The 24,965-nt window shown below is 53.5% G+C and carries 24 protein-coding genes and 1 tRNA gene; 9 read left to right on the top strand and 16 right to left on the bottom strand.

Going from position 1 to position 24,965, the window contains the following annotated elements; genetic code table 11:
* Positions 1–4: 4 nt before the first annotated feature.
* The 3 genes from iolC to iolD are packed head-to-tail and all read right to left on the bottom strand — an operon-like array spanning position 5 to position 3,686.
* On the bottom strand, positions 5–982 hold the full coding sequence (gene iolC / locus Q4544_RS02840) for a 5-dehydro-2-deoxygluconokinase (RefSeq protein ID WP_303503948.1): 978 nt from the start codon (positions 980–982) through the stop codon (positions 5–7).
* Entirely contained in the window at positions 979–1,818 is an 840-nt protein-coding gene (locus tag Q4544_RS02835; RefSeq protein ID WP_303503947.1) for a phytanoyl-CoA dioxygenase family protein, read from the bottom strand. The genes iolC and Q4544_RS02835 overlap by 4 nt, the downstream gene beginning before the upstream one ends.
* Positions 1,818–3,686, bottom strand: coding sequence for a 3D-(3,5/4)-trihydroxycyclohexane-1,2-dione acylhydrolase (decyclizing) (iolD, locus tag Q4544_RS02830; protein WP_303503946.1), 1,869 nt, complete (start codon positions 3,684–3,686; stop codon positions 1,818–1,820). Before iolD ends, Q4544_RS02835 begins: the two co-directional genes overlap by 1 nt.
* 122 nt (positions 3,687–3,808) lie before the next feature.
* Here iolD and Q4544_RS02825 point away from each other — a divergent pair, with 122 nt between their 5' ends.
* From Q4544_RS02825 to Q4544_RS02815, 3 genes are read left to right on the top strand one after another with little or no spacing between them, the layout of a single operon-like run.
* Complete coding sequence (locus tag Q4544_RS02825; protein ID WP_303503945.1) at positions 3,809–4,912, top strand: Gfo/Idh/MocA family protein; 1,104 nt, start codon at positions 3,809–3,811, stop codon at positions 4,910–4,912.
* A gap of 18 nt (positions 4,913–4,930) precedes the next feature.
* Positions 4,931–5,824, top strand: coding sequence for a TIM barrel protein (locus Q4544_RS02820; protein WP_303503944.1), 894 nt, complete (start codon positions 4,931–4,933; stop codon positions 5,822–5,824).
* 12 nt (positions 5,825–5,836) lie between these two features.
* Positions 5,837–6,970, top strand: coding sequence for a Gfo/Idh/MocA family protein (locus Q4544_RS02815; protein ID WP_303503943.1), 1,134 nt, complete (start codon positions 5,837–5,839; stop codon positions 6,968–6,970).
* Here the strand turns inward: Q4544_RS02815 and Q4544_RS02810 are convergent.
* A complete protein-coding gene (locus Q4544_RS02810; RefSeq protein ID WP_303503942.1) occupies positions 6,967–7,971 on the bottom strand; it encodes a LacI family DNA-binding transcriptional regulator in 1,005 nt (334 codons plus the stop codon). The genes Q4544_RS02815 and Q4544_RS02810 overlap by 4 nt on opposite strands.
* A gap of 185 nt (positions 7,972–8,156) precedes the next feature.
* Here Q4544_RS02810 and Q4544_RS02805 point away from each other — a divergent pair, with 185 nt between their 5' ends.
* From Q4544_RS02805 to Q4544_RS02795, 3 genes are all read left to right on the top strand, one after another.
* Entirely contained in the window at positions 8,157–9,107 is a 951-nt protein-coding gene (locus tag Q4544_RS02805; RefSeq protein WP_303503941.1) for a sugar ABC transporter substrate-binding protein, read from the top strand.
* 80 nt (positions 9,108–9,187) lie between these two features.
* Positions 9,188–10,309, top strand: a complete 1,122-nt coding sequence (locus Q4544_RS02800) for an ABC transporter permease (protein WP_303503940.1) — start codon at positions 9,188–9,190, stop codon at positions 10,307–10,309.
* Position 10,310: 1 nt separating this feature from the next.
* The gene (locus tag Q4544_RS02795) at positions 10,311–11,090 is read left to right on the top strand and encodes an ATP-binding cassette domain-containing protein (RefSeq protein WP_303503939.1); all 780 of its coding nucleotides are present in this window, start codon (positions 10,311–10,313) and stop codon (positions 11,088–11,090) included.
* 27 nt (positions 11,091–11,117) lie between these two features.
* Here the strand turns inward: Q4544_RS02795 and Q4544_RS02790 are convergent, their stop codons facing one another.
* The 9 genes from Q4544_RS02790 to Q4544_RS02750 all read right to left on the bottom strand — a co-directional run bounded on the left by Q4544_RS02790 (position 11,118) and on the right by Q4544_RS02750 (position 18,831).
* On the bottom strand, positions 11,118–11,519 hold the full coding sequence (locus Q4544_RS02790) for an acyl-CoA thioesterase (RefSeq protein WP_303504009.1): 402 nt from the start codon (positions 11,517–11,519) through the stop codon (positions 11,118–11,120).
* 235 nt (positions 11,520–11,754) lie between these two features.
* Positions 11,755–12,402: a DsbA family oxidoreductase gene (locus Q4544_RS02785; RefSeq protein ID WP_303503938.1), complete on the bottom strand. Its 648-nt coding sequence runs from the start codon at positions 12,400–12,402 to the stop codon at positions 11,755–11,757.
* Between the two features lie 59 nt (positions 12,403–12,461).
* A complete protein-coding gene (locus Q4544_RS02780; protein ID WP_303503937.1) occupies positions 12,462–13,391 on the bottom strand; it encodes an AEC family transporter in 930 nt (309 codons plus the stop codon).
* Between the two features lie 7 nt (positions 13,392–13,398).
* Positions 13,399–14,199, bottom strand: coding sequence for an MBL fold metallo-hydrolase (locus Q4544_RS02775; protein WP_303503936.1), 801 nt, complete (start codon positions 14,197–14,199; stop codon positions 13,399–13,401).
* Positions 14,196–15,002 carry a TatD family hydrolase gene (locus tag Q4544_RS02770; RefSeq protein ID WP_303503935.1) on the bottom strand — a complete coding sequence of 269 codons (807 nt, stop codon included), beginning with the start codon at positions 15,000–15,002 and terminating at the stop codon, positions 14,196–14,198. The genes Q4544_RS02775 and Q4544_RS02770 overlap by 4 nt, the downstream gene beginning before the upstream one ends.
* Positions 15,003–15,004: 2 nt before the next feature.
* Positions 15,005–16,126, bottom strand: a complete 1,122-nt coding sequence (locus Q4544_RS02765; protein WP_303503934.1) for a DNA polymerase III subunit delta' — start codon at positions 16,124–16,126, stop codon at positions 15,005–15,007.
* Positions 16,123–16,752 (bottom strand): dTMP kinase, encoded by a 630-nt coding sequence (tmk, locus tag Q4544_RS02760; protein WP_303503933.1) that lies wholly within the window; start codon positions 16,750–16,752, stop codon positions 16,123–16,125. Before tmk ends, Q4544_RS02765 begins: the two co-directional genes overlap by 4 nt.
* Entirely contained in the window at positions 16,749–17,915 is a 1,167-nt protein-coding gene (locus tag Q4544_RS02755) for a D-alanyl-D-alanine carboxypeptidase family protein (protein ID WP_407063026.1), read from the bottom strand. The genes tmk and Q4544_RS02755 overlap by 4 nt, the downstream gene beginning before the upstream one ends.
* Positions 17,916–17,952: 37 nt before the next feature.
* Positions 17,953–18,831: an SPOR domain-containing protein gene (locus Q4544_RS02750; protein WP_303503929.1), complete on the bottom strand. Its 879-nt coding sequence runs from the start codon at positions 18,829–18,831 to the stop codon at positions 17,953–17,955.
* Positions 18,832–19,028: 197 nt separating this feature from the next.
* Between Q4544_RS02750 and Q4544_RS02745 the strand changes: the two genes are divergently transcribed.
* A tRNA-Ser gene (locus Q4544_RS02745) sits at positions 19,029–19,118 on the top strand.
* Positions 19,119–19,460: 342 nt separating this feature from the next.
* Here Q4544_RS02745 and Q4544_RS02740 read toward each other — a convergent pair.
* The gene (locus Q4544_RS02740) at positions 19,461–19,805 is read right to left on the bottom strand and encodes a RidA family protein (RefSeq protein ID WP_303503927.1); all 345 of its coding nucleotides are present in this window, start codon (positions 19,803–19,805) and stop codon (positions 19,461–19,463) included.
* A 214-nt stretch (positions 19,806–20,019) separates the two neighbouring features.
* Between Q4544_RS02740 and Q4544_RS02735 the strand changes: the two genes are divergently transcribed.
* Together Q4544_RS02735 and Q4544_RS02730 are read left to right on the top strand one after the other, a co-directional pair.
* Complete coding sequence (locus Q4544_RS02735; protein WP_303503924.1) at positions 20,020–21,186, top strand: glutathionylspermidine synthase family protein; 1,167 nt, start codon at positions 20,020–20,022, stop codon at positions 21,184–21,186.
* A 13-nt stretch (positions 21,187–21,199) separates the two neighbouring features.
* The gene (locus Q4544_RS02730) at positions 21,200–21,787 is read left to right on the top strand and encodes a DUF1190 domain-containing protein (protein ID WP_303503922.1); all 588 of its coding nucleotides are present in this window, start codon (positions 21,200–21,202) and stop codon (positions 21,785–21,787) included.
* 60 nt (positions 21,788–21,847) lie between these two features.
* On the opposite strand, the gene Q4544_RS02725 is transcribed toward Q4544_RS02730, so the two are convergent.
* Both Q4544_RS02725 and Q4544_RS02720 read right to left on the bottom strand, forming a co-directional pair.
* Entirely contained in the window at positions 21,848–22,273 is a 426-nt protein-coding gene (locus Q4544_RS02725) for a universal stress protein (protein ID WP_303503920.1), read from the bottom strand.
* Positions 22,274–22,283: 10 nt separating this feature from the next.
* Positions 22,284–24,917, bottom strand: coding sequence for a TRAP transporter permease (locus tag Q4544_RS02720; RefSeq protein ID WP_303503918.1), 2,634 nt, complete (start codon positions 24,915–24,917; stop codon positions 22,284–22,286).
* Positions 24,918–24,965: the final 48 nt, after the last annotated feature.

Raw genomic sequence — 24,965 nt, 5'->3', positions numbered from 1 at the left:
CCTTTCAGGAAGTCGTTGGGCCAGAGTGTTGCGCCAAAAAGGCCTCAAGCTCTGCAGTATTGGGCATGGCAGGGGCGCAACCGGGTTTTGCAACAACGATTGAAGCGCAAGCGGACCCGCGCAGAATGGAGTCTTGAAGCGGCCGGTCCTCGGATAGCCCAGCGAGAAACCCCGCCATAAAGCTATCGCCAGCACCCGTGGGCTTCACTGCTTTGACAGGATAGATGCCGGTTCGAATTTCTTGATCGTCCGCAAAGGTAATCGCGCCTTCAGCGCCCATTTTATAAACCACGATGGCAGCGCTGGTGGCGGCTAAGGCGCGGGCCTTGTTTAGTCCATGCGCAATGCCGCCTGCCATAAAGCCGAACTCTTCGTCGTTGCCGACGATTACATCTGCCATGTCTCCGGCTTTGGATAAAACCTCTTGAGCAACCGCGGCAGAGGGCCAGCTATACGGGCGGTAGTCGACGTCAAAGATGATGGGAATACCTGCATCTCGCGCCAATTCAAACGCACGAAAGGTGGCCGTCCGAGATGGTTCGGCGGCAAAGACAGTGCCAGCGGTGATTAGGGCACCATATTGTTTGAAATCAATAGCTTCTATGTCTTCGATGGACATCTGAAAATCAGCCGCGTTGTTGCGGTAGATGACGCTTTGGTGGTCTTCGACCTTCGTTTCATAAATCGCAAGCGAGGTTCGTTCCTCGCCTTTGATACGGCGAACATGGCTGCGATCAATGCCGTATGCGTCTAGCTGCCCTTCGCAGTACCAGCCGACCGCATCATCGGAGACGCAGGTCACAAGGGCTGCGGAACAGCCGAATTTCACAAGACCCGCTGCGATATTGGCAGAGCTGCCGCCCATCGCGACCATCATGGTTGTCGCGTCTTGCGTGCTGGTGCCAGCTGGGTCCGGGGACAGGTCCATTCCAACCCGCCCGATCACCAGAAAGTTGCGGGATTTTATACCGTCGAGGATCATTTGCGGCCCTCTGTATTACCCGCTTTGGCGGCGTCTAGGATTTCGGGGTAGGGATAGTTCAGCCCAAGCAACTGACGGATGTCTGGGCTTGCTTCTTCGACAAAGGACTTTGGCAGAGCGGCTGGCATATCTTCCATGGGTTTCACAAATTTTGGCAGATATTGAATGAGGATCGCGCTGCGATCGTGGTCAGCATTATTGGGCATCGCGCAGTGCCAGGTGACACCGTAGAATAACGCAACATCACCGGGCTCGCCTGTCATTTGTTCGCAGTTTTCATGGAACTTGTCGGCCTTTGTTGGGTAGCGCAGCTCTTTTTGAGAGCCGGGAACATAGCCCGTCGCACCGCTTTCTTCTGTGAAAGGGTCCAATAAAACAGAGACTTGAGCATTCATTGGGAACGATCCGTTCAGGCCAACGGGATGTGTTTCGGGCTTGTGAAAATCCCAATAAGGATAATCAACATGCGGCTCTTGACCGGGGCCACCCGGTAGAATGCGGTTTGCTGCGATTGATCCCATGATGAATTCTGTCCCTAGGAACGCGCGCAGGATGTCCATTAGAACGGGATGCGCGGCCATACGCGAAAAAACCTCACCTTTGCCAAGAAGGTTCCATACGCGGCGTTGCAGGTTCAACTTGCCTGCATCCGCTGCAGCGCCTTGGAAATGTGTGACTTTTTCGGATTCCTCTTCGGAATGCTCCATGACGATAGCGCGCGCCTCGGCGATCTCTTCGGGGGTGAACAGCCCCGAAATTCCGACGGCACCTCCACCATGCAATAGCTCATGCACGATAGCCTGTGGGTCAGCGGTTTGGGCGGTGAAACGTTTCATCACAGGCCCTTCCGTTGCTTACTACGCGAAGATTCCCAATCAACATGGGCCTCACGGATTGTCGCGTTTTCCGAAGTATGCGGCGTGCCAACTTCCCACCAAGTGTGGCCTTGCGTGGTCCAACCTTCGTAAGGATCGACTTTCATCACAATCACATGTGTGCGGCCGCTGGCTTTGGCACGGGTAAAGGCCTCGCCCAATTCAGTCGGGGTCGATACGGTTTCAGAGATCGCCCCCTGCGCACGGGCATGTGCTTCAAAATCAACGCCAAACGGTTCTGGGATGGTCGGGCAGTCGGCCAGCAGGTTGTTGAAGCTTTCATTCCCGGTGTTGTTCTGCAGCTTGTTGATGACAGCAAATCCGCCGTTATCCAGCACAAGGATGATCAGTTTTTTCTGACTTAGAACCGAAGAATAGATATCAGAGTTCAGCATCATGTAAGAGCCGTCGCCGACAAAGACGATGGTGTCTTGATCTGGCTCCTTTTGCATCTGGGCGATGCGCGCGCCCCAAGCACCTGCAATTTCGTAGCCCATACAACTAAAGCCGAATTCGACATCAACCGTACCATGCCCCAAAGTGCGCCAGTTTGCGGTTACCTCGGCAGGTAGGCCACCAGCGGCTGCAACAACACGGTCGCGCGGATCGCATAGGGCATTTACCGCACCGATGGCTTGGGCATAGGAATTCGGGCGATTACCGATCGCCACGTTTTCAGCGACATAGGCGTCCCACTTTTTGCGTTCTGTCTGTGCCAGGGTCACCCATTCGGATGGCGTTGTGTAATCAAGACCATCGGCGAGCGCATTCAAAGACAGTTTGGCATCCCCAACCACTGGTAACGAGCGGTGCTTGGCCGCGTCATGACGTGCTGCGTTGATTGAAATGAACTGCGCATCTTTTGCAAAGGCTGTCCAAGATCCGGTCGTGAAGTCTTGCAGCCGTGTACCAACCGCAACAATAACATCCGCTTTTTCGGCAATTGCATTGGCGCTGTCTGAACCGGTCACACCAATTGGACCAATGTTGAGCAGATGATCCGCCAACATATTCGCGCGTCCCGCGATGGTTTCGACAACCGGAATATTGTGTGTTTCGGCGAAGGTAGTTAGCTCGCTCACGGCACGTGAATACTGCACGCCGCCGCCCGCAATGATCATCGGCCGTTTGGCATTCCGCAATGCGTTGCGCGCGTCGAGGATTTCGTTTTCATCGGGAGTGATGCGGCGAATGCGATGGGTTCGTTTTTCAAAGAACTCTACCGGATAATCGTAGGTCCAGCCCTGAACGTCTTGTGGTAAGCCCAAAAAGGCCGGACCGCAGTCACCGGGATCTAGCATGGTCGCAATGGCTGCGGGCAGGGATTGGATCACTTGCGCTGGGTGGTTGATGCGATCCCAATAGCGCACGACGGGTTTAAAGGCATCATTTACGCCAAAAGTCGGATCGTCAAAATTCTCCATCTGCTGAAGAACTGGATCGGGCAGGCGGGTTAAAAACGTATCGCCACATAACATCAGCATTGGCAAACGGTTGGCATGCGCCAATGCCGAAGCTGTCAAAAGGTTAGATGTGCCCGGACCGGCGGAGGCAGTGCAGAACATGAAGCGTTGGCGCATCCATGTTTTTGCGTAGCCTGCAGCGGCAAAGCCCATGCTTTGTTCATTCTGCCCACGGTAGAGTGGCAGGGAATCGCGTGCATCGTGCAAGGCTTCGCCAAGGCAGGAGACATTCCCGTGACCAAAGATTCCAAATCCACCCCCGCAGAGGCGCATCTCTTCGCCATCTATCTCGATGTATTGGTTCGAAAGCCACCGGATAATCGCCTGCGCGGTGGTCAGTCGGATTGTGTCTGTTTTAGTCGTCATGTGAGCAGGGCCCTTCTGGGAAAATTCGACCGGAGCCGAATTCATCTTGCGAGTATTCGATTCTCAAGATACAAGTTTTGCAACCGGTTGCAAACTGAATTTCAAAAAATAGGAGACGCCACGTGTCTGAGATCGGAATCGGCATCCTCGGAGGAGGCTACATGGGCAAGGCGCACGCTGTCGCGATGGCGGCGGTTGGTGCTGTGTTCAACACGGCGTTGCGTCCGCGTCTTGAGATGGTTTGTGCGTCGCAAGAAGAGTCGGCTGAGCGGTACCGCAAGGCTTACGGCTTTGCACGCGCGACCGCTGATTGGCGTGTTTTGGTGAACGATCCAAAGGTCGAAGCAATCGTAATCGCATCGCCGCAAGAGACACACCGTGACATTGCCGAGGCTGCCTTGGCCCTTGGTAAGCCGGTGTTTTGTGAGAAGCCTTTGGGGGCTTCTATCGACGACAGTCTGGCAATGACAGAAGCCGCAGAACGCGCAGGCGTGGTGAATATGGTTGGATTTAACTACATCCGTACACCTGCCAGTCAATTTGCACGCAAGCTGATTTCTGATGCCGAAATTGGTGCGATCACTTGGTTTCGTGGTGAACATACAGAGGACTTTTATGCCGACCCTCAATCACCCGCCAGCTGGCGCACCACCGGCATGGCAAACGGTACAATGGGCGATCTCGCCCCGCATATGATCAACGCCGCCCTTGCTTTGATTGGGCCTGTTGATCGCGTGATGGCAGAAGTCGAAACCGTTCATTCAGAGCGCACAGGCGGGGCGGTGACAAACGATGATCACGCCCAAATGATGTGTCGATTTGCGAGTGGTGCAATGGGCCAGATGTATTTCAGCCGGATCGCAACCGGTCGCAAAATGGGCTACGCCTACGAGATCACAGGAACCAAGGGCGCGATCCGTTTTGATCAAGAAGATCAAAATGCGTTGTGGCTATATAAGTCTGATGATCCCGAAGACATCCGTGGCTTTCGCAAAATCCTGACCGGACCAGCGCATCCAGATTATCTGCCGTTTTGTCAGGGGCCGGGCCACGGCACGGGATACCAAGACCAAATCATCATCGAGGCGCGGGATTTTCTACGCGCTATTGAAACCAAACAATCCATTTGGCCAAGCTTTCGCGATGGGCATGAGGTGAACCGCATTGTGGCGGCGGCCCTTGCATCATCTGATGCAAAGACTTGGCAAGATATCAACGCATTCTGAGCATCGGAAAGGGAAAAGATGACGATCAGAATTGGCAATGCGCCCTGTTCATGGGGTGTAGAATTTGCACAAGATCCGCGTAACCCTCAGTGGCAAGATGTGCTCTCGCAATGTGCGGCAGCGGGCTACAAAGGGATAGAGCTTGGCCCGGTTGGGTTCATGCCCGAAGATCCCGCGATCTTGTCAGAAGCTTTGGCGCAGCACGATCTGGAATTGATCGGCGGCGTCGTGTTTCGGGCCTATCATGACCCAGACAAATGGGATGACGTTTTGGACGGAACGCATCGGACTTGCAAAGCATTACAGGCCCACGGTGCGCAACATTTGGTGCTGATCGATTCAATCTCTGAACGTCGAGCGCCAACCGCTGGCCGGGCTGCCGAAGCCGAGCAAATGGACGTCGAAGAGTGGAAAGCCTATCGCGACCGGATAGCTGAAACCGCACGTATTGGCACAGAAGAGTATGGTTTGACTGTAGGCATTCACGCACATGCGGGCGGGTTCATTGACTTCGAACCAGAGCTGGAGCGCCTGCTAGATGAGGTCGATGAAAGCATCCTGAAAATCTGCTTTGATACAGGCCATCATTCCTACGCAGGTTTTGATCCGGTTGCCTTTATGAAACGGCACATTGATCGCATTTCCTACGTGCACTTCAAGGACATAGACCCAAAGGTAAAGGCAGATGTGATTGCCAAGCGCACGGGGTTCTATGATGCCTGTGGTCAGGGAATATTTTGCAACCTTGGCGACGGTGATGTCGACTTTCCGGCGGTGCGTCAGGTGTTGTTAGACGCAAATTTTCAGGGGTGGTGTACAGTGGAGCAAGACTGCGATCCGCTGCTTGACCCTGATCCGATTGGCGATGCTAAGCTTAATCGAGAATACCTTGAATCTATTGGGTTTTCATAAGGAGTGCCTCTGATGTCAAAGCTAAAATGGGGTATGATCGGTGGTGGCGAAGGTAGCCAGATCGGCCCAGCTCATAGAATGGGTGCAATGGCGGATGGTCGCTTTGAAATGACCGCGGGTGCGTTGGATCATCGGCCCGATGTTGGGCGTGAATACGCACAACGTTTGGGGATCGCAGCAGATCGTGCGTATGGCGATTGGACGGAAATGCTAGCAGGCGAAAAGGACCGCGCAGATCGCGTTGATCTTGTGACAGTCGCTACGCCAAACGCGACGCATTTTGAAATCACCAAAGCGTTCCTGGAGGCTGGGTTCAACGTGCTTTGTGAAAAGCCGATGACCATGACCGTTGAAGAGGGCGAAGAGATCGTTCGGGTCGCAGAAAAGACCGGCAAAATCTGCGCAGTGAATTACTGTTATTCAGCCTATCCCATGGTGCGCCAAGCGCGTGCCATGGTGCGTGCTGGGGAAATTGGCAAAGTGCGCTTAGTCGTGACGAACTTTAGTCACGGTCATCATGGTGACGCGACAGATGCGGATAATCCTCGGGTGCGCTGGCGCTATGATCCGGCGATGGCAGGTGTTTCGGGTCAATTTGCGGATTGCGGCATTCATGCGCTGCATATGGCCAGCTTTATCAGTGATGATGAGGTCGAAACCTTATCTGCTGACTTTGCTTCAACCATCGCCAGCCGCGAACTAGAAGACGATGCGATGGTTAATTTCCGCATGTCTGGCGGTACCGTTGGGCGTTTGTGGACGTCATCTGTAGCCATCGGGCGTCAGCATGGATTTGATATTCAGGTCTTTGGTGAAACCGGCGGTTTGCGTTGGGCGTCAGAGCAGCCAAACCAGTTGATCTATACGCCCGTTGGTGGCCGTACCCAGATCATTGAAAAGGGCGAGGGCGGATTGCACGAAGATGCGCAGCGTCTGTCTCGAGTCGCAATTGCACACCCAGAGGGTTTCCCATTGGCGGTCGCGAATATCTATTGCGATTTGGCTGATGCCATTCGTGGTGAAACGCGTGACGGATTACCAAACGCTACGGATGGCCTGCGGTCTATGGCAGCGGTTCATATGGCAGTAGAGTCTGCGAAATCGTCTGGTGCGTGGGTCGATGCCCGCCCGCCGATGTTCCGTTAATTTGCCAGGGCGGGGCGCAATGTGTCCCGCTCTACAATCGAACATGGGAAAATCCGTGCCTCGGGATAGCGATCCGGTTCATTCAGCATCGCCACCATAAGTTCAATCGACGAGGTCACAATCTGCCGGATCGGCTGGTGAATGGTGGTCAAAGAGATATTCTCCCAGCGCGCCATTTCCATATCGTTTAGACCCAATAGTCCCATGTCCTCTGGCACCTTCAACCCGCTATCAATAGCGGCAGATAGAGCGCCAATCGTCAGAACATCATCGCCGCAGAAATAGGCTTGGGCTGGGTTGTTTTGAACAAGACGCATCATTTCACGGCGGCCTGCATCAAAAGAGTAATCGCCCGCAAAGGAATAGCTGGTTTTGACGTTTGGATGCGCCTCCATTTCAGACATGAAGCCCGTGAAACGGTCTTGGGTCGAGGTGGCTTTCTGAGGGCCGCCAAGAAAGGCGATGTTGCCATAGCCGCGTGCGACTAGGGTGCGCGCTGCCATGCGTCCACATTCAACGTTGTCGATGCCCACGACATGAACCGAGGGCGTTGGTGATGCGCGGCCAAAAGAATGCACCACGGGTACGCCCGCATCACGAAAGGCTTTGGCAAATCCGGCTGGTAACGTCGACGAAGCGACAACAACACCATCCACAGAATATTGGCGCAGCATTCTGACAGAGTTTTCTGGATCAGTTTCATGTGACAGGTTCACAAGCAGGGGCCGTAGGCCGCGCTCTTGTAGTCCACGCGTGAATAGATCGAAGACTTCTAGAAAAATCGGGTTGTGAAAGTTGTTGGACACAAGGCCAATCAGTTTTGTTCGACCGGTCGTTAACGAAGATGCCAATGCGTTTGGGCTATAACCAAGGTCGCGCGCCGCTTTTTCGACTTTGCGTCGCATTTTGTCAGAAACAGAGGCCCCATCGGTAAAGGTTCTTGAGACGGCAGAGCGGGAAACACCGGCGCGTTCTGCAACCTCTTTCAACGTTACGACCATGTCTTTCTGTCCTTAAAGTGCTGATAGGCGGTCTTCTACTTTGTTTCTGTCCTAAGTGCATCATGAAATGGAATTCGTAATTTTGCAACCGGTTGCAAAATGAATCGACTTGTGTTTAACTCGAGTCGAAGAGTCGGGGAGGAAACCGCTCTTTCGCCAAAAATGGTGAAAACTGGGAGGAAAACATGTTTTCAACAATGAAGAAAATGGCTCTGGCAACTGCGGTTGCAGCTGCCCCTTTGATGATGGCCACAGGGGCATCAGCAGAGGGTGAGAAGTATATTCTTGTCAGCCATGCGCCCGATAGCGATAGCTGGTGGAATACCATCAAAAACGGAATCGCGCTTGCCGGTGAGCAAATGAATGTTGAGGTCGAGTATCGCAATCCACCTACAGGTGACCTTGCGGATATGGCCCGTATTATCGAGCAAGCAGCAGCGTCTGGACCAAACGGGATTATTACAACCTTAGCGGACTTTGACGTACTTAGCGGCCCAATCCGCGCGGCGGTTGATCAGGGCATTAACGTCATCATCATGAACTCAGGCACACCTGAGCAAGTGCGCGAAGTAGGCGCGCTGATGTTCGTTGGTCAGCCAGAGTATGACGCGGGTTTTGCCGCAGGTCTGCGTGCTAAAGGCGACGGAGTTGGTAGTTTTGTCTGCGTGAACCACGTTATTTCTAACACAGTTGTCGCAGAGCGTTGCCGCGGTTTTGCGGATGGTCTGGGTGTCGACCTAGGCGATCAGATGATTGACTCAGGTCAAGACCCTGCAGAAATCAAAAACCGTGTAACTGCTTACCTCACCGCTAACCCTGAAACAGATGCGATCCTGACATTGGGCCCAACATCTGCAGACCCAACTCTGTTGGCCGTCGAAGAAATGGGCATCGCGGGTGACATCTATTTCGGCACATTCGATTTGGGTGATGAAATCGTCAAAGGCATTAAGTCTGGCGTCATCAACTGGGGGATCGACCAACAGCCGTTCTTGCAGGCGTATCTGCCGGTTGTCGTGTTGACCAACTATGACCGCTACGGTGTTCTTCCTGGTAACAACATCAACTCAGGCCCTGGTTTTGTAACCAAAGACGCCCTGGGCAAAGTCGAAGAATTCGCTGGCGAATACCGCTAAGCGTTTCGGCGCAGCGGCAAACCTTCTTATCGCTGTGCCCTTTTCTAATTCCGAAAAATTGAAGGCTTTGGAGAAAAAGCATGTCAGACGGAAACGTCACGTCAGGCGTAGATGAGCGTATTAAAGAACAGTCTCGTCTTCGCACCGCATTGATCCGCCCGGAACTGGGCGGCATCTGTGGAACAATTATTGTATTCGCCCTATTTCTACTGTTCGCAGGTGATAGTGGCATGTTTAATTCTCAGGGCGTCCTGAACTGGTCGACAGTCTCTGCGCAATTTATGATCATCGCCGTTGGCGCATGTCTGTTGATGATCGCAGGCGAGTTTGACTTGTCTGTTGGGTCGATGATCGGCTTTGCTGGGATGATGATTGCGATCTTTTCGGTCACCCTAGGCTGGCCTGTATGGCAAGCCATCATCGTCACCTTCATTCTGTCAGTCGCGATCGGTGGGTTAAACGGCTTCATCGTTGTTCGCACGGGATTGCCCAGTTTTATTGTCACATTGGCCTTCCTGTTCATCCTGCGTGGCTTCACCATTTTCTTACCGCAGCTGATCGAACGTAAAACCATTATCGGTGGCATCCGCGATGCAGCCGAAGGTGACTGGCTCGCCGTTGTATTTGGGGGCAAGGTTCTGACCGGCCTCTTCAGTTGGCTAGGCGAGGCCGGCATGATTGCCACATTTGAACGGGGAACCAAAAAGGGAATGCCCGTTGTGGATGGCATTCCGATGTTGATCGTATGGGCGATTGTTCTGGTGATCTTTGGCCATATCCTTTTGACCCGCACACAGTTTGGGAACTGGGTCTTTGCCTCTGGAGGCGATGCCGAAAGCGCGCGTAACTCCGGTGTCCCAGTAAACCGCGTGAAAATCCTAATGTTCATGTTTACAGCCTTCTGTGCCTGCGTCTTTGCCACCTGTCAGGTGATGGAGTTTGGCTCTGCAGGGGCAGATCGTGGTCTGTTGAAGGAATTCGAAGCGATTATTGCTGTGGTCATTGGAGGCGCTTTGCTAACTGGTGGCTACGGTTCAGTTATTGGTGCAGCACTTGGCGCGCTGATCTTTGGTGTTGTCCAACAGGGGCTTTTCTTTGCAGGGGTCGAAAGCTCGCTCTTCCGCGTGTTCCTCGGCCTTATCCTTTTGGCGGCGGTGATCCTAAACACCTACATCCGTCGTATGATCACTGGGGAGCGCTGAGATGTCTGAGCCAATCATCCAAATGAAGAACATCGAAAAGCACTTTGGCAGCGTGATTGCTCTGGCCGGGGTCTCTGTCGACGTGCACGCAGGCGAGTGCCACTGCTTGCTGGGCGACAACGGGGCAGGAAAGTCGACATTCATCAAAACAATGTCTGGCGTTCATAAACCAACGGCGGGCGAGATTTACTTTGAGGGGCAGCCAATGCACTTCGAAGACCCGCGCGACGCGATTTCAGCGGGCATTGCGACCGTGCACCAGCACCTTGCGATGATCCCATTAATGTCCGTTAGTCGAAACTTTTTTATGGGTAACGAACCTCTCAAAAAAATTGGCCCGGTCAACTTCTTTGACCATGAAAAAGCCAACCAGATCACCATGGAAGAAATGCGAAAAATGGGCATCAACCTGCGTGGTCCAGACCAAGCGGTTGGTACCTTGTCAGGTGGGGAGCGTCAGACAGTCGCCATTGCCCGTGCAGTTCACTTTGGCGCCAAGGTACTGATCTTGGACGAACCAACATCCGCTCTGGGTGTGCGCCAAACAGCGAATGTGTTGGCAACGATCGACAAGGTGCGCAAACAAGGCATCGCAGTCGTGTTTATCACCCACAACGTGCGCCACGCGATGGCCGTGGGCGATCAGTTTACAGTTCTTAACCGGGGCAAGACGCTGGGCACAGCTGTGCGGGGCGACATCTCTCCAGAAGAGCTACAAGACATGATGGCTGGTGGCCAAGAGCTGGTTCAGCTCGAAGGCAGCCTTGGCGGTACCGTGTAATTCAATGCCTCGCGCGACCTAGCAGGATCAATCCTGTTGAACAGCGCGGGGATTTCCGTCTTCATCCAATGCGACAAAGATGAAATCAGCCTGTGTCACGCGTGCGCTTTCTTCATTAAATCGCGAACGGGCCCAAGCATCAATGTGAATAGTCATCGAGCTGCGCCCCACCTTTTTCAACGATGCATACAGCGTGACTTCATCACCCACTTTCACTGGCCGTAAAAACTGCATGGCTTCAACAGCCACCGTAGCTCCGCGTCCTCGTGAAACCCGGGAGGCCAAATTGCCCGCCGCCAAATCCATCTGAGACATCAACCATCCACCAAAAATATCCCCGGCTGGGTTTGTATCGGCTGGCATAGCAATTGTGCGAATGGCCATTACACCGTCTTCTTGCTGTTTGGTGCTAATGGGGTAGCCTGTCATGCCCTGTTTGGGTTGCAACGATTTTTCGGTCACGATGTTGATCCTTTGTTGGCGTATATGCCAACTGAAAACCAGCGGCGTTTGGGGCTCTAGGATACGGTAGCAAGGGCGGCGTTTCCAGCGATAGATGTTCGCATATTGCCGTGCCTAAATCTGTGTTGACGAGTTCATGGTCACATGTCGTTTGCCACAAGGGCGTAAGGCCGCAAGGTATTGCGGCCTTAGTGAATTTATCTCAGGAGGCTTCGGCAGGGGCCGAAATAACATGATTTAAGATTTTCACGTAATTCTCTGTACCCTGTGCGCCGGTCACAAGGTGCTTGTTGTCAAAGATCATAGAAGGAACGCCGCTGATCCCACGTGAGGTCCAAAAGCCTTCTTGCGTGCGCACGATTTCAGCGAAACGACCATCTGCCAATACGGCCCGCGCTTCGTTGGCATCCAGACCAACAGCCGACGCTTCTGCAACTAAAACGTCTACGTCAGAAACATCTTTGCCATCTGTGAAATAGGCCTTGAGCAGGGCCAGTTTTAAATCATGCGCCTTTCCGGTTTCTCCCGCCCAATGCAGCAACTGATGCGCTTGGAAAGTGTTGAAAATCCGACTGTCTTCATTGAACGCAAAGGTAAACCCCAAGGCATCTCCTGCCTCAGTAAGACGGGCGCGCGCTTCGTCAGACTGTTCTTTGGTAGAGCCGTATTTACGCGCAAGATGGTCGCGCAGCTCTTCGCCTGCGGGTTCCATTTGTGGATTCAGTTCAAATGGATGCCAATAAATTTCAACCTCATGGCCGGTTTCTTTCAGCGCCTGTTCCAGCTGCTTGTAACCAACGGCGCACCATGGGCACACAACGTCCGAAACTATATCAATACGAAGAGCCATTTATTTCCCCAACAATGTTCCGATCCAAAATGGGTCGCAAGTCGTGGGATTACAAGACGTCAGCCAAGAACGATCAACCAGGCAGATACGCTAAGGATTGAAAGCGACGTCGCGACCAATACACCACTCGCAGCAACGCGCATGGCGTGCCCGTAAAGGCTTGCAAATATATAGGAATTTATGCCCGGAGCCATTGCTGAAATAATGACGGCAGACCGCAAATACTCTTGTGATAGGTTAAACTGCATGCCCATCCCAAAGGTAATAGCGGGATGAACGACCAGCGAGATCACGCAAATGTAAAGAACAATGCGCAGGTCGCCTTCGGGCTTATAGCGTTTTAAAACGCCGCCGATGCCAAACAATGCCACAGGCAAGGCCGTTTGGGACAACAACCCAAGACTATCAGTAAGAGACGCAGGCAGAGTTATGCCGAATAGATTGACGGCAAAGCCCGCAAAGATAGCCATTACCAGCACATTGCGGAACATGCCTTTCGCCACGGTCTGTACGGTTTGGGCAATTGATTTGCCACGCGCCCGCACGATTTCCATGGTTGAAATGCCAAGCCCATAACAGAACAGCGAATGAACAGAGATAATCGCGAACGCTCCGCCAAGGCTGTCAGGCCCATAAGCGCGTTCAGCAATCGGGACCCCTAACAATAAGGAATTCGAAAACAGGCAGCAAAATCCAATGGCAACGCTGTCTTCCCAAGCACGCTTGAAGACGTAACGCGCGCCGAAAAGGCCAAGGAAAAAACAAGTGAACGCGCCAGTGTAAAAACTAAGGAGCATGCTTGGCGCAAGATCGGCCTGCAAATCCAAAGTAGAAATCGCGCCAAATAACAGGGCGGGCACAGCAAAGTTCAAGGCGAACTTCATCAATGCATCAATATGCACATCCGCGACAAACCCGCGCCACCGCGCGACGTAGCCAAAACCGATCAGGATAAAAACTGGCAAGACGACGTTTAGGATGTCTGCCATGGTGTGCTCAGATTTCGAAGGTCAGCTTTAGCCCATCATAGGCAGGCTGAATGTGGTTTGCGGTCTCGTCTGCAATCACTTGGTAATCTAGATCAATATGCATGTTGGTCAGGACGGCCTGCTTCGGTGCGACCCGTTCGATCCAATCAAGTGCCTTGTCCAAATGCACATGGGTCGGGTGCGGCGTACGACGCAGGGCGTCTAGGATCCAACATTCCAAACCCTGCAATTGATCCCACGCAGCTTCCGGAATGTCGGAGACATCCGGCATATACAACACATCATTCACCCGAAAGGCCAATGCGTCGATAGAGCCATGGCTCACTTCAATAGGTTTTAGCGTGATGTCACCGCCCGGACCAGAAACCGTCACGTCGCCACGGATGGCATTCAGGTCCAAGATAGCAGGGTAGGGTGAACCATCCGGTTGCACAAAAGCATAGCCAAAACGGGACAGCAGTGCGTCTTGGGTTGGGCCATCTGCCCAAACCGGAACGCGTTCGCGCATGTTGAATACGACCATCCGCAGATCGTCGATACCATGCACATGGTCCGCATGGGCATGTGTGTAAATCACGCCGTCCAAACGCCCAACGTTCTCGCGCAACAATTGCTGGCGCATATCGGGCGAGGTGTCGACCAGCACAGTTGTTGTGCCGCCAGGGCCAGTCCGCTCTACCAGAATAGAGCACCGCGTGCGCGCATTCTTAGGATTGTTCGGATCACATTCACCCCAATGCCCACCAAGACGAGGCACGCCGCCTGAGCTACCGCAGCCCAGAATGGTGAATGTCAGAAGGTCGCTCATGCGGCCTCTGCTTGCTGAATGGCTTTGCTAAACAACCGTTCAAAGTTCGCCTGCGTTTGCGCTGCGAAATCTGCATAGTCCATGCCAAACACCTCGGCCCCCATACGTGCGGTATGCGCTGTATAGGCAGGCTCGTTTCGTTTGCCACGGAACGGCGTCGGGGCAAGATAAGGCGCATCTGTTTCAACAAGCACGCGGTCCACAGGGGCTGCCGCAAAGATGTCGCGCACCTCTTGGCTGTTCTTGAACGTCGCGATGCCAGACATTGACAGATAGAACCCTAGGTCCAAGCACGTCTTGGCCAACTCCGGCCCAGAGCAATAGCAGTGCATCACACAAGAATATGTACCCTTAGCGTGCTCTTCGGAAAGAATGCGGGCCATATCGTCATCCGCCGCACGGGCGTGAATGATCAATGGCAGGCCAGTCTGCCGTGCCGCTTCGATGTGCACCAACAGCGACTCTTGCTGAATGGATGCGCTTTCAGCGGTGTAATGATAATCCAGCCCAGTCTCACCAATCCCCACAAACTTGGGATGCGCGGACATAGCAACCAGCTCTTCAACAGTGGCCAATGGCTCTTCCGCTGCGCTCATCGGATGAGTGCCCGCGGCATAAAACACTGGCGCATATTGTTCAGCGATGGCACGCACTTGTGGTTCGTTCTTCAAGCGAGTGCAGATAGTCACCATGCGAGTCACGCCAGCCTCTGCAGCACGCGCAATAATGTCATCGCGTTCCCCGTCAAAATCCGGGAAATCAAGGTGGCAGTGGCTGTCTGTAATCATGGGTACTTGGGTCATCGTCACATCTGTGCGGTTTCTTGTATCTTCCAAACCGTATCCAGCACCAAAGCCGCAGGGTCAAGGTTTACCGACCGGCCATGGCGGCTTCGTGTTGTGATTTCAGCGGCAACTTCGGCCCAAGCCCGTGTTTTACGCGCATCGGGCGCCAGCCGTGCAAACAAGGCTCCTTCGCCCGGAACCGCCTCAACCAACGGCGGTTGCCCAGTGGCCCCACAGCGTGCCAGCCGCATCAAGAAGAGGTCGATTAGGTTCAGTAAGAGATCGAATTTATCATCCGCTCCACGCGCGGCCGCCATCTCGGCCAGTTGCAAAGCTTTCTGACGATCCATTTGCGGAAGGCCTGAAAACAACGTCACCAATGCCTGATAGATTTGCAGCCCGCCTGAATGGGACAGACGAATGGCCTCGCCAACAGAACCAGCCGACAATTCAGCCATCGCCGCAGAGGCATCCGTTTCTACATCGGCCTGTTCCAACGCCTGCGCCATCGCATCAACGCCCAAAGGCGTGAACCGTAATTCGCGACACCGCGATCGGATTGTTGGCAGCAATTTCGACGGCTGATGTGAAATCAGTAACAGCGTCGTATCTGCTGGCGGCTCTTCTAGCAGCTTCAGCAAAGCATTCGCCGCGCTGACGTTCATTTCATCAGCACTATCCACGATCACAATACGACGTCCGCCATCGGTTGCCGAAAGGGAAAAGAAGTTCTTAAGCTTGCGCACCTCATCAACCGTGATCTGCGACTTCAGCTTCTTGGTCTTTTCATCATAAGGCCGACGCACCGTAAACAATCCCGGCTCGGACCCCGCAATCATGCGCCGCGCGACAGGATGTTCGGGGTCAATCTGCAGGCTTTTCGCAGCCATCGGAGCATCCCCAAACATGCCACCATCATCCTTTGGTGTTGCCAACAAGAACCGCGCGATCTGCCACGCCATCGTCGCCTTACCCACACCCTTTGGCCCGGTCAGCAACCAGCCGTGGTGTAACCGCTCTGCATTAAATGCCTCGAGAAACGCATCTCGCGCGCCATCTTGGCCAAATATCTCTTGGGTTTCGCGCGGGTGAGGGGCGCCGTCTATGCGATCTGACTCTGGTAGGCTGTCGTCGGCACTCATGAAAGGTAATCCATAACGGCCTGTTCAATATCAGACGCCACTTCCGCAATCTCGCGATTGCCATCAATCAAACGGAACCGGTCTTTGTACTGCTTTGCCAGATCCAAAAAGCCTTGGCGCATCTTCACTTGCAGCTCTTGGCCGAAATCCTCAAACCGTTCTTCAGCAGTTTGCCGTCCCTTAGCGCGGGCCAAACCAACCGTTGGGTCCATATCAATCAAAACTGTCAAATCCGGCTCTCGGCCGATCATCAAGTCATGCAGTTGATCGACCTTGGCGCGTAAATCGCCGCGGGACAGCCCCTGATACATGCGCGTGCTGTCAGCAAAGCGGTCACAAATCACAACCTTGCCCGCCTCAAGCGCAGGAATAATGGTCCGTTCCAAATGATCCCGCCGCGCAGCCGTAAACAATAGCAGCTCCGTCTCCGCTGACCACCGATCAGGATCACCTTCCAAAACCAACCGCCGAATTTCTTCCGCACCGGTAGAACCACCAGGTTCACGCGTAAGGATAACGTCGCGCCCACGTTTTTTCAGACGCTCCGCAAGCAATCGGGTCTGAGTTGATTTCCCAGACCCGTCAATACCTTCAAAGGTAATGAATACACCCGTATTTGTGGTCAACTTGCGCCCTCTGCTGTCAGACCAAGCTGGCCCATCAGCACTGTTGTAGCAGTGCGCAATCGGACTGCAAAGCCACCAGTGCCCACATCAGATTCAGCCACCAGGGGTACCCGAATTTCTGGCAAGTCTGTTGGTTTCAGCACCAACTCAGCCAATTCTTGACCTTTCACAATCGGCGCTTCGATCGGGCCGTTGTAAACCACTTCGGCGCCGACATCGCTTTGACCCAAGACAGGCAGCAACACGTCCACATCTTTGGCGGCGACCAACCCGACACGTGGGGCAGTTCCCATCCAAACATCAGCCATCGCCACACGCTTGTTCGCGCGCAGCAGCTTCTGCTCGCTAAATTGACGGAACGCCCAGTTCACCACCTGCTCAGACACTTCTGCCCGCGCTTTGGTGCTGTCCATACCGGACAAGGCAAACAAAACCCGGCGCTGACCTTGGCGTGCTGATCCCACAAGCCCATAACCCGCTTCGCTGGTATGACCCGTTTTCAAGCCATCCGCGCCAATTCCTAGGCTAAGCAAAGGATTGCGGTTCTGCGTGTTCTTCGGTGCTCGCCCGTCAAAGGCAAATTCAGTTTCGGAAAACATCGGATAGAATTCTGGGAATTCCGAAATCAACAGATTGGCCAACAAAACCAAATCGCGCATCGACATCCGATGCCCTGCCGCTGGCCAGCCATTGGAATTGGCAAAGGTCGAATTGGTCATGCCCAATTGATTGGCCCGCAACGTCATCTGACGCGCAAACCCGGCTTCGGTGCCATCGGGGCTGAGTGTTTCAGCAATCACAACACAGGCGTCGTTACCGGACAGAACAATGATACCACGCAGCAAGTCTGCGACTTTCACACGGTCCGTCGTGTCCAAAAACATGGTAGAGCCGCCATAGCTCATCGCGTGTTGCGACACTGGCAGCTTTTCTTCCATAGATAGCCGCCCATCGCGCACCGCCTCAAAGGCCATGAATAGCGTCATCAACTTTGACATAGACGCAGGAGGCAACGCCTCATCGGCATTCTTGGCCATCAAAATCGTGCCAGTCGTCTGATCCAACACAAACGCTGCCTTTGCGCGGGTTTCAAATGCTGTTGCAGGAACAGCCAATAGCGCTGAGGTCATCAGCGCTATGAGCAGTCGTTTTCCAGATCGCATCATCTGTGGTGCTCTCCTTAAGATCGCGCAGAATACATTAATGGGTAACCGCATAGGCATCGGTAAAGCCCGTTCCGTGGATTTTCTTGATCAACTCGTTAAGTTCAGACTTGTTCGAGGCAGGCCCAACAATTACGCGCCAGAACGTTTTGCCCTTGCTGGTCTGTTTCTTGACCGTTGGTACCATGCCAGCACGGCGCATCTGTGCCGCAACACCATCAGCATTTGATTCAATGCTAAAGATACCAATCTGAATGAAAGGCTTGCTTAGACTGCTTGCCTTTGGCGCAGCTGCCGGCTTTGGCGCTGTCACTGGGGCAGGGGCCGCAATAGGCGCCTTTGTATCCGCCGCATCAATCGCGGCTGCAGCTGACAGTACAGGATCAAGCGACTCGGTCTCAACATTCGCTGCCTCTGCAACGGTGTCTTCAACTGGCACCGGCACATCTACGGGTGCCTCTTCGCGGCGCAAAGCCGTAACTTCTAGTTCAATCGGCTGGCCTGCCAACAAAGAGATCGCTGCCGCGGCATCCGAAGAGACCTGCAGACGCGGTCCCGGAATGGCCCGCTCACGACGGAACAGGGCACCAATCACAAATTTACCGTTGGATTTGTTGCGAATGATCACCCGCTCAGGGTCTTTCACATCAGGATGTGCCACCCAAACACCACCTAAGCTTGGGCGCCCATCCCACAAACCCGCTTCTGCAACGGAAAAAATTTCTGGTGCTTCAACATCGCGCTCAACAAATTTTGCAGAGGTTGCATTGCTTGGAGCCGCGTTTTCATCCTGCGGTTTCTTTAAACTAAAATCGCCAAAAGGTTCGCAGGCCGTGACCGCGGCGAGGGCCGTGATCAATAGTAAAGCACGCCCAGTGCGCACCGCCGAGCCTTGTTTACGTACAAATTCCAACATGACATGCCCTTTGCCTAATATGATGCGCCAATTTTTTGACGTTCTGCGGACACCCCAAAATCCCCTTAAAAGGCGCCGTTCGTTGAGCATACTCTACCGCTTGCGACCCCATGTGAAAAGCCGTCGTGAAATAATCGGCGAAATTTCCCCAATTTCGACTTTAAGAATCAAAATTGTAACAGTAATCAGGGGGCGTCGGAGAAGTGGCAGAGTGGTCGAATGCACCGGTCTTGAAAACCGACGAGGGTTAACGCCCTCCGTGGGTTCGAATCCCACCTTCTCCGCCATTTATGGCCTTTCCCAACATCGAACGAAATATGCCTATATTTTAATAGGATAGCCACGCTTCCAAAACCTCGTTATCGGATGCCGTTTGCAAAAGCAGAAACAGTTTCAAAGGTTCTGGGTTCTTATCAAAGGCGAATCCTGCGATGCCAGTATTCGTGGGCGCTCAGATCAACCAAATCGAAATGCAGTTCGAAATTATCTCAATCTACGGGCAATCACGGGCACAATTTTCACATGGCCAGCTCCGATCGCCCCATTTGACACGTCCTCAAGCAACAAATGAACGCAAAAAGCGCTGCCGCGACAGGCAACGCTTTCCTATCTCTTATCGCGATCTGCGATTAAACAGCAGCAGTAACGATGAATTCCACCAGCAATTCAGAAGATGCCAGTTTCGCCTCACCACAGGCCCGTGCGGCAGGGGCCGCTGGATCAATCCATGCGTCATAAACTTCATTCATCGCGGCAAAGTCTTTCATGTCGGATAGCCAAATCTCGACTTGTAGCAATTTGGACTTATCAGAACCCACTTCCGCCAAAAGCTGGTCAATCTTTTCCAAACATTCCCGCGTCTGCGTTGTGATGTCCGCACCGCGTGTCCCGACTTGGCCGCACAAATAAGCGGTACTGTTATGGACAACTGCGCGGCTGGATCGAGGGCCAACTCCAATACGTTTGATCGTCATGTAATTCTCCTGAATTCAAAAGCCATTGCGTTTTGCCCAAAGGCTCATTTTTGACGTAAACCGATGCAGCGATCACTGCGCGAATGCAAGCAGGTTTTTACGCGAGCTGACCAACTGATCGGGCCGTCAAGAAACAAGTGTACGGCCAATGGAAACTGCGACTGGCACCCTAAGGCGAAATCGACTAGGGGTTGGGCCATTCAAGGAAGAGCACATGCAGAAAATAACTTTGCCAGAACGCCCCCAATGGCGCGACAAAGCCCAAGAACTGGGTTTCACCTTTGCTGACATGCATGGCGAACCCTATTGGGACGAAACCTCGGTTTACCAGTTCAACCTGCGTCAAATCGAAGACGACATCGAAGACCCATCTACCGAACTGCACGCTATGTGCCGCGAAGCAGCTGCTGCAATTGTCGCCAGCCAAGAGCTGATGGAAAAACTCGCCATTCCCGAAGAACACCGTGATCTGGTTGCGAATTCTTGGGCGAATAATGAACCCGAAATCTACGGGCGGTTTGATCTGGCTTATGACGGCTCTGGTCCCGCCAAGATGCTGGAATACAACGCCGACACACCGACCTCTCTTTATGAAAGCGCATCTTTCCAATGGAGCTGGCTTGAGGATCACCTCGCCACGGGCGTGTTGAACGAAGGCGACGATCAGTTCAACGGTATCCACGAAGCACTTGTCGCACGGTTCCAAAGCCTCTTTGCCAAAGACACCGACCTGCATTTCACCGCCATCGGCGGTAGCCCCGAAGATTACGCCACCGTTGAATGCATGGGCTGGGCCGCCCGCGAGGCTGGCCTTGGCGCGCATTACACAGACCTCGAAAAAGTCGCTCTGTCGACCGACGGTCAATTCCTTGACGCTGAAGATCGTGTGATCGGCAAGCTGTTCAAGCTATACCCATGGGAAGACCTGTTGCGCGATGACTATGCCATCAACCTAAAAGCCGCCGATTGCTTAATGCTGGAACCCGCATGGAAAGCGGTGCTGTCCAACAAGGGCCTCTTGCCGGTGCTTTGGCAGATGTTTGAAGGTCATCCCAACCTATTGCCCGCCTATTTCGAAGACGACGCTGCCAAATCCGCCTTGGGCGAGACCTTTGTGCGCAAACCACTCTTTTCTCGCGAAGGCGCGTCCATTCAGATCGTCGAAGCCGGTGAAACCACCGAAGCATCCCCAAACAATGACTACGCCGAACACGCAAAAATCCTACAAGCCTATGCGCCACTCCCTGAATTCGCAGGCTTCCGCCCAGTGATCGGGTCGTGGATCATCGGCACCGAATGCGCCGGTATCGGCATCCGCGAGGATCGCTCGCGTATTACCCAAGACCTGTCGCGATTCAAACCGCATTTCATCCGAGATTAAGCCAGAGGTTCCCATGAAAAAACGTTCCAACAAAGTGGCGCTGACCATCGTCGGTGCAGCAGCTTTCGCACTCGCTGGCTGTCAGGAAGAACAAGTCGATGCGCAAGCATTTCCAGACCTGCAAACCTGTAAATTGAATGCGGACGAGGGCACTGCCCTAACCGCCGCTGATTGCGACTTTGCCTTTGCACAGGCACAGCAACTGCACGAAGAAAGCGCGCCGCGTTACAACGACCTGCAAGTCTGTGAAGAACAACACGGCGCAGGCAACTGCGGCTCTGAGCAGCAAGCCGTTTCCTCTGGCGGTTCTAGCGGCATCTTCATGCCTTTGCTCACCGGCTACCTGATTGGCAACATGCTCAGCGGCAATCGCACCGGCATGGCCGCCGCGCAACCGCTGTATAAGAACGGTAAGGGCGGTTTCACGAATGCGTCGGGCAGCAGCAGCTATTCCAGCAACAATGGCAAAGCCAAGCTGAACGCCTCGCAGTTCACAAAGCCGCAAGCAACCAAAGGCAAACCGCCAATGACACGGGCAACCGTTGCGTCTCGGGGTGGGTTTGGGAAATCATCAACATCAGGGCGCAGCTTCGGCGGCTAATCCGCATTTGATGTTTGAAAAGAAAAAGCCTTGGCCAGTCTGGCCAAGGCTTTCTTTGTTTTAGCGAACGACAAACACCGATTGCTTGGCATGCCGCGAGATACGGGCCGCATTCGGCCCGATCAAATAGTCTTTCAGTTGCGACTTATGTGCGCCCACGACGATCACATCAGCCTTCACCGTTTCGGACTCTTTCAAGACCTCTTCGTACACAGTGCCCTGATCCACCTGCAGCGTCACATTCGCCACGTCTTTCAGGTTTTCCTTGGCCCATGCTTCAAGCGCTGCTTTGGCATCTTTCATGATCTGCGCATTGTGGTCAGGGCTAAAGAACGACCCAACCAACGCCATGCCAAAGTCTGGCACCACGTTCATCACATGCAAATCTGCACCATCCGCAGCCGCCAATCGAACTGCTGTTTCTGCAGGGCGCTTGGCGCCCTCCAGATCATTCACATCTACGGCCAACAATACTGTCTTAAACATCATGTCCTCCTTAGAACGCAGGCTGTGTTGCACGTGGGCGCTGGATCATCACCAGCCCCGCAAGCAACAACAGTGCTGGGAAAAAGAAGATCTCTTTCGGCATGCGGTCATTTTCGACCTGAACCGCAGTCACAACCACAGGGGCGTCACCATAGAAATCATACTCATTGCCAAGGGTTTCGAAATACGGTGTTCCGGGGAAAGGTTCCTCGAGCAACAGCTGCTCACCCTCCGCCAATACCGCCAGACCTTGATCAGACAATGCAGTTTCTGCATCGCCAGACACAGCAGGGAAAGAGATGGTCGTTGACCGTGTCTCGCCCGTGTCGAAATCAGGTCCAGCCACGATAAGGCGAACGTCTTTCCCGGTCTCTTGACCAGCGATCATTTCAACCGCAGTTGGGCCAGCTCCCGTCGCATACTTCTCAGACACTTGATCTAAGAAAAAGTCAGGGCGGAACAACATAAACGCAATCACCAACAACATAGCGCTTTCCCATTTGCGAGACTTCGCAATGAAATAACCCTGTGTCGCCGCTGCGAATATCAGCATCGCAATGGTCGAGATAATGAAGACCAACACCGCCTTGCCCCAACCAACATCAATCAACAATAGATCGGTGTTGAAGATGAACAGAAACGGCAAAAGCGCGGTCCGAATATCGTAACCAAAGCCCTGCAAACCGGTCTTAATCGGATCCCCTCGTGAAATCGCCGCCGCCGCATAGGCCGCAAGACCCACAGGAGGCGTGTCATCCGCTAAGATCCCGAAGTAGAACACGAACATGTGGACAGCGATCAATGGCACCACCAAACCAGATTGCGCCCCGACGGTCACAATCACCGGCGCCATCAACGAGCTTACAACAATGTAGTTCGCTGTCGTTGGCAGACCCATGCCCAAGATCAGGCTTAGCACCGCAACCAAGAACAACAAGATCATCAAGTTGCCACCAGAGATGATCTCAATCACCTGACCAATCACCTGATGGGCACCGGTCAAACTGATTGTGCCAACAATGACACCAGCCGCACCTGTCGCCACACCAATACCAATCATATTGCGCGCGCCCATGATCAGGCCTTGCACAAAATCACCCCAACCCGCGCGGGTCTCAGCACTGATGCTGGCCTTGCGGAAATAGGCTTTCATCGGACGGTGTGTCAGCGCGATGATGATCATAAAGATCGTCGCCCAGAACGCCGACAGGGCAGGGGACAGACGCTCTAGATCGTCGGTCCGCACCATCAGGTTCCAAACCAAGATAAAGATCGGCAGCGCATAGTATGCCCCACCCAACAACGTCGGCGTCAACCGCGGTGCCATTGGCATAGGCGCATTCGGATCGTCTACTTCAACATCCGGATACTTCGCCGCCAAAGCCACAAGGGCCACATATAGGATCCCAACAAGAACAAGACCGCCATAAACGCTTTCGGCCATAAATGGATCAAGCACAGCGCGGACACCAACCATCAAGAAGGTCGCAAGCCCAAGGAAGATAAAGCCTGACAGGAACAAGATCATGATCATCAGAACACCGATCTTGCGACCGTCTTTCTTTAGACCCTCAAGGCCCATCTTTAGGCTTTCCAAATGCACGATATACAGCAGCGCGATATAGGAAATCACCGCAGGCAAGAACGCATGTTTGACGACCTCGATGTAGGGAATATTCACATACTCCACCATCAAGAACGCCGCAGCACCCATAACAGGTGGCGTTAGCTGACCATTGGTGGATGACGCCACCTCAACCGCACCCGCTTTTTCCGCAGGGAAGCCGATGCGCTTCATCAATGGGATGGTGAACGTACCCGTGGTCACCGTGTTCGCAATTGACGAACCAGAGATCATGCCCGTCATCATGGATGACAAAACAGACGCCTTCGCCGGCCCACCACGCAACGCCCCCAATAGGGCAATCGCCACTTTGATAAACCAGTTACCACCGCCCGCACGATCCAGCAGAGCACCAAACAGAACAAACAAAAAGATCATCGTGGTCGAAACGCCCAGCGCCACACCAAAGACCCCTTCGGTCTGCATCCAATAATGTCCCAACGCCTTCGTCAGCGATGCGCCACCATAGTTAGTAATTTCACGCGCCCATTCGGAATACCCGCCGAAAAAGGCAAACAGAACAAAGCAGCTCGCAATGATCACCAAAGGCAGGCCCAGCGCGCGATACACGCTGATCAGCAAAACGCCCATACCAATGGCAGACATGATGATATCGCTCGGCGCCCATAGGCCCGGACGATCCGCAATCTCAAACCGGAAAACAATCAGGTATAAACAGGCTGATACACCCAGTATCAGCAGGGCCCAGTCATACAGCGGGATGCGATCCCGTGGGGATGACTTGAACAGTGGAAAGGCCATCGTGGCCAAGGCAATGCCAAACGCCAGATGCACAAAACGCGCCTGTGCAGCAATATTCGCGAAATCCGAAATTCCAGTAAACTGGGCTAATAAACCCGGCGCTTTGGATGCGATGTAAAGTTGAAAGAGTGACCAAATAATGCAGGTCGCGATAATAATCCGCCCCTGAATGCCCGCTGGGTTGCGTGCACCAGTATCCGCTTCTGCCACCATGGCGTCTGCGGCGGCTGAACCATCTGTTTGATGATCTTGAGCCATAAGTTTCCCCGTTCAAGAATGCAAAAAGGTGCGCCCCATTCTTACGAG

The sequence above is a fragment of the Cognatishimia sp. 1_MG-2023 genome (genome assembly GCF_030548175.1).
Taxonomy (GTDB): domain Bacteria; phylum Pseudomonadota; class Alphaproteobacteria; order Rhodobacterales; family Rhodobacteraceae; genus Cognatishimia.
The sequence above is the reverse complement of the archived record's forward strand: the minus strand, read 5'-3'. Positions and strand labels throughout refer to the sequence as shown.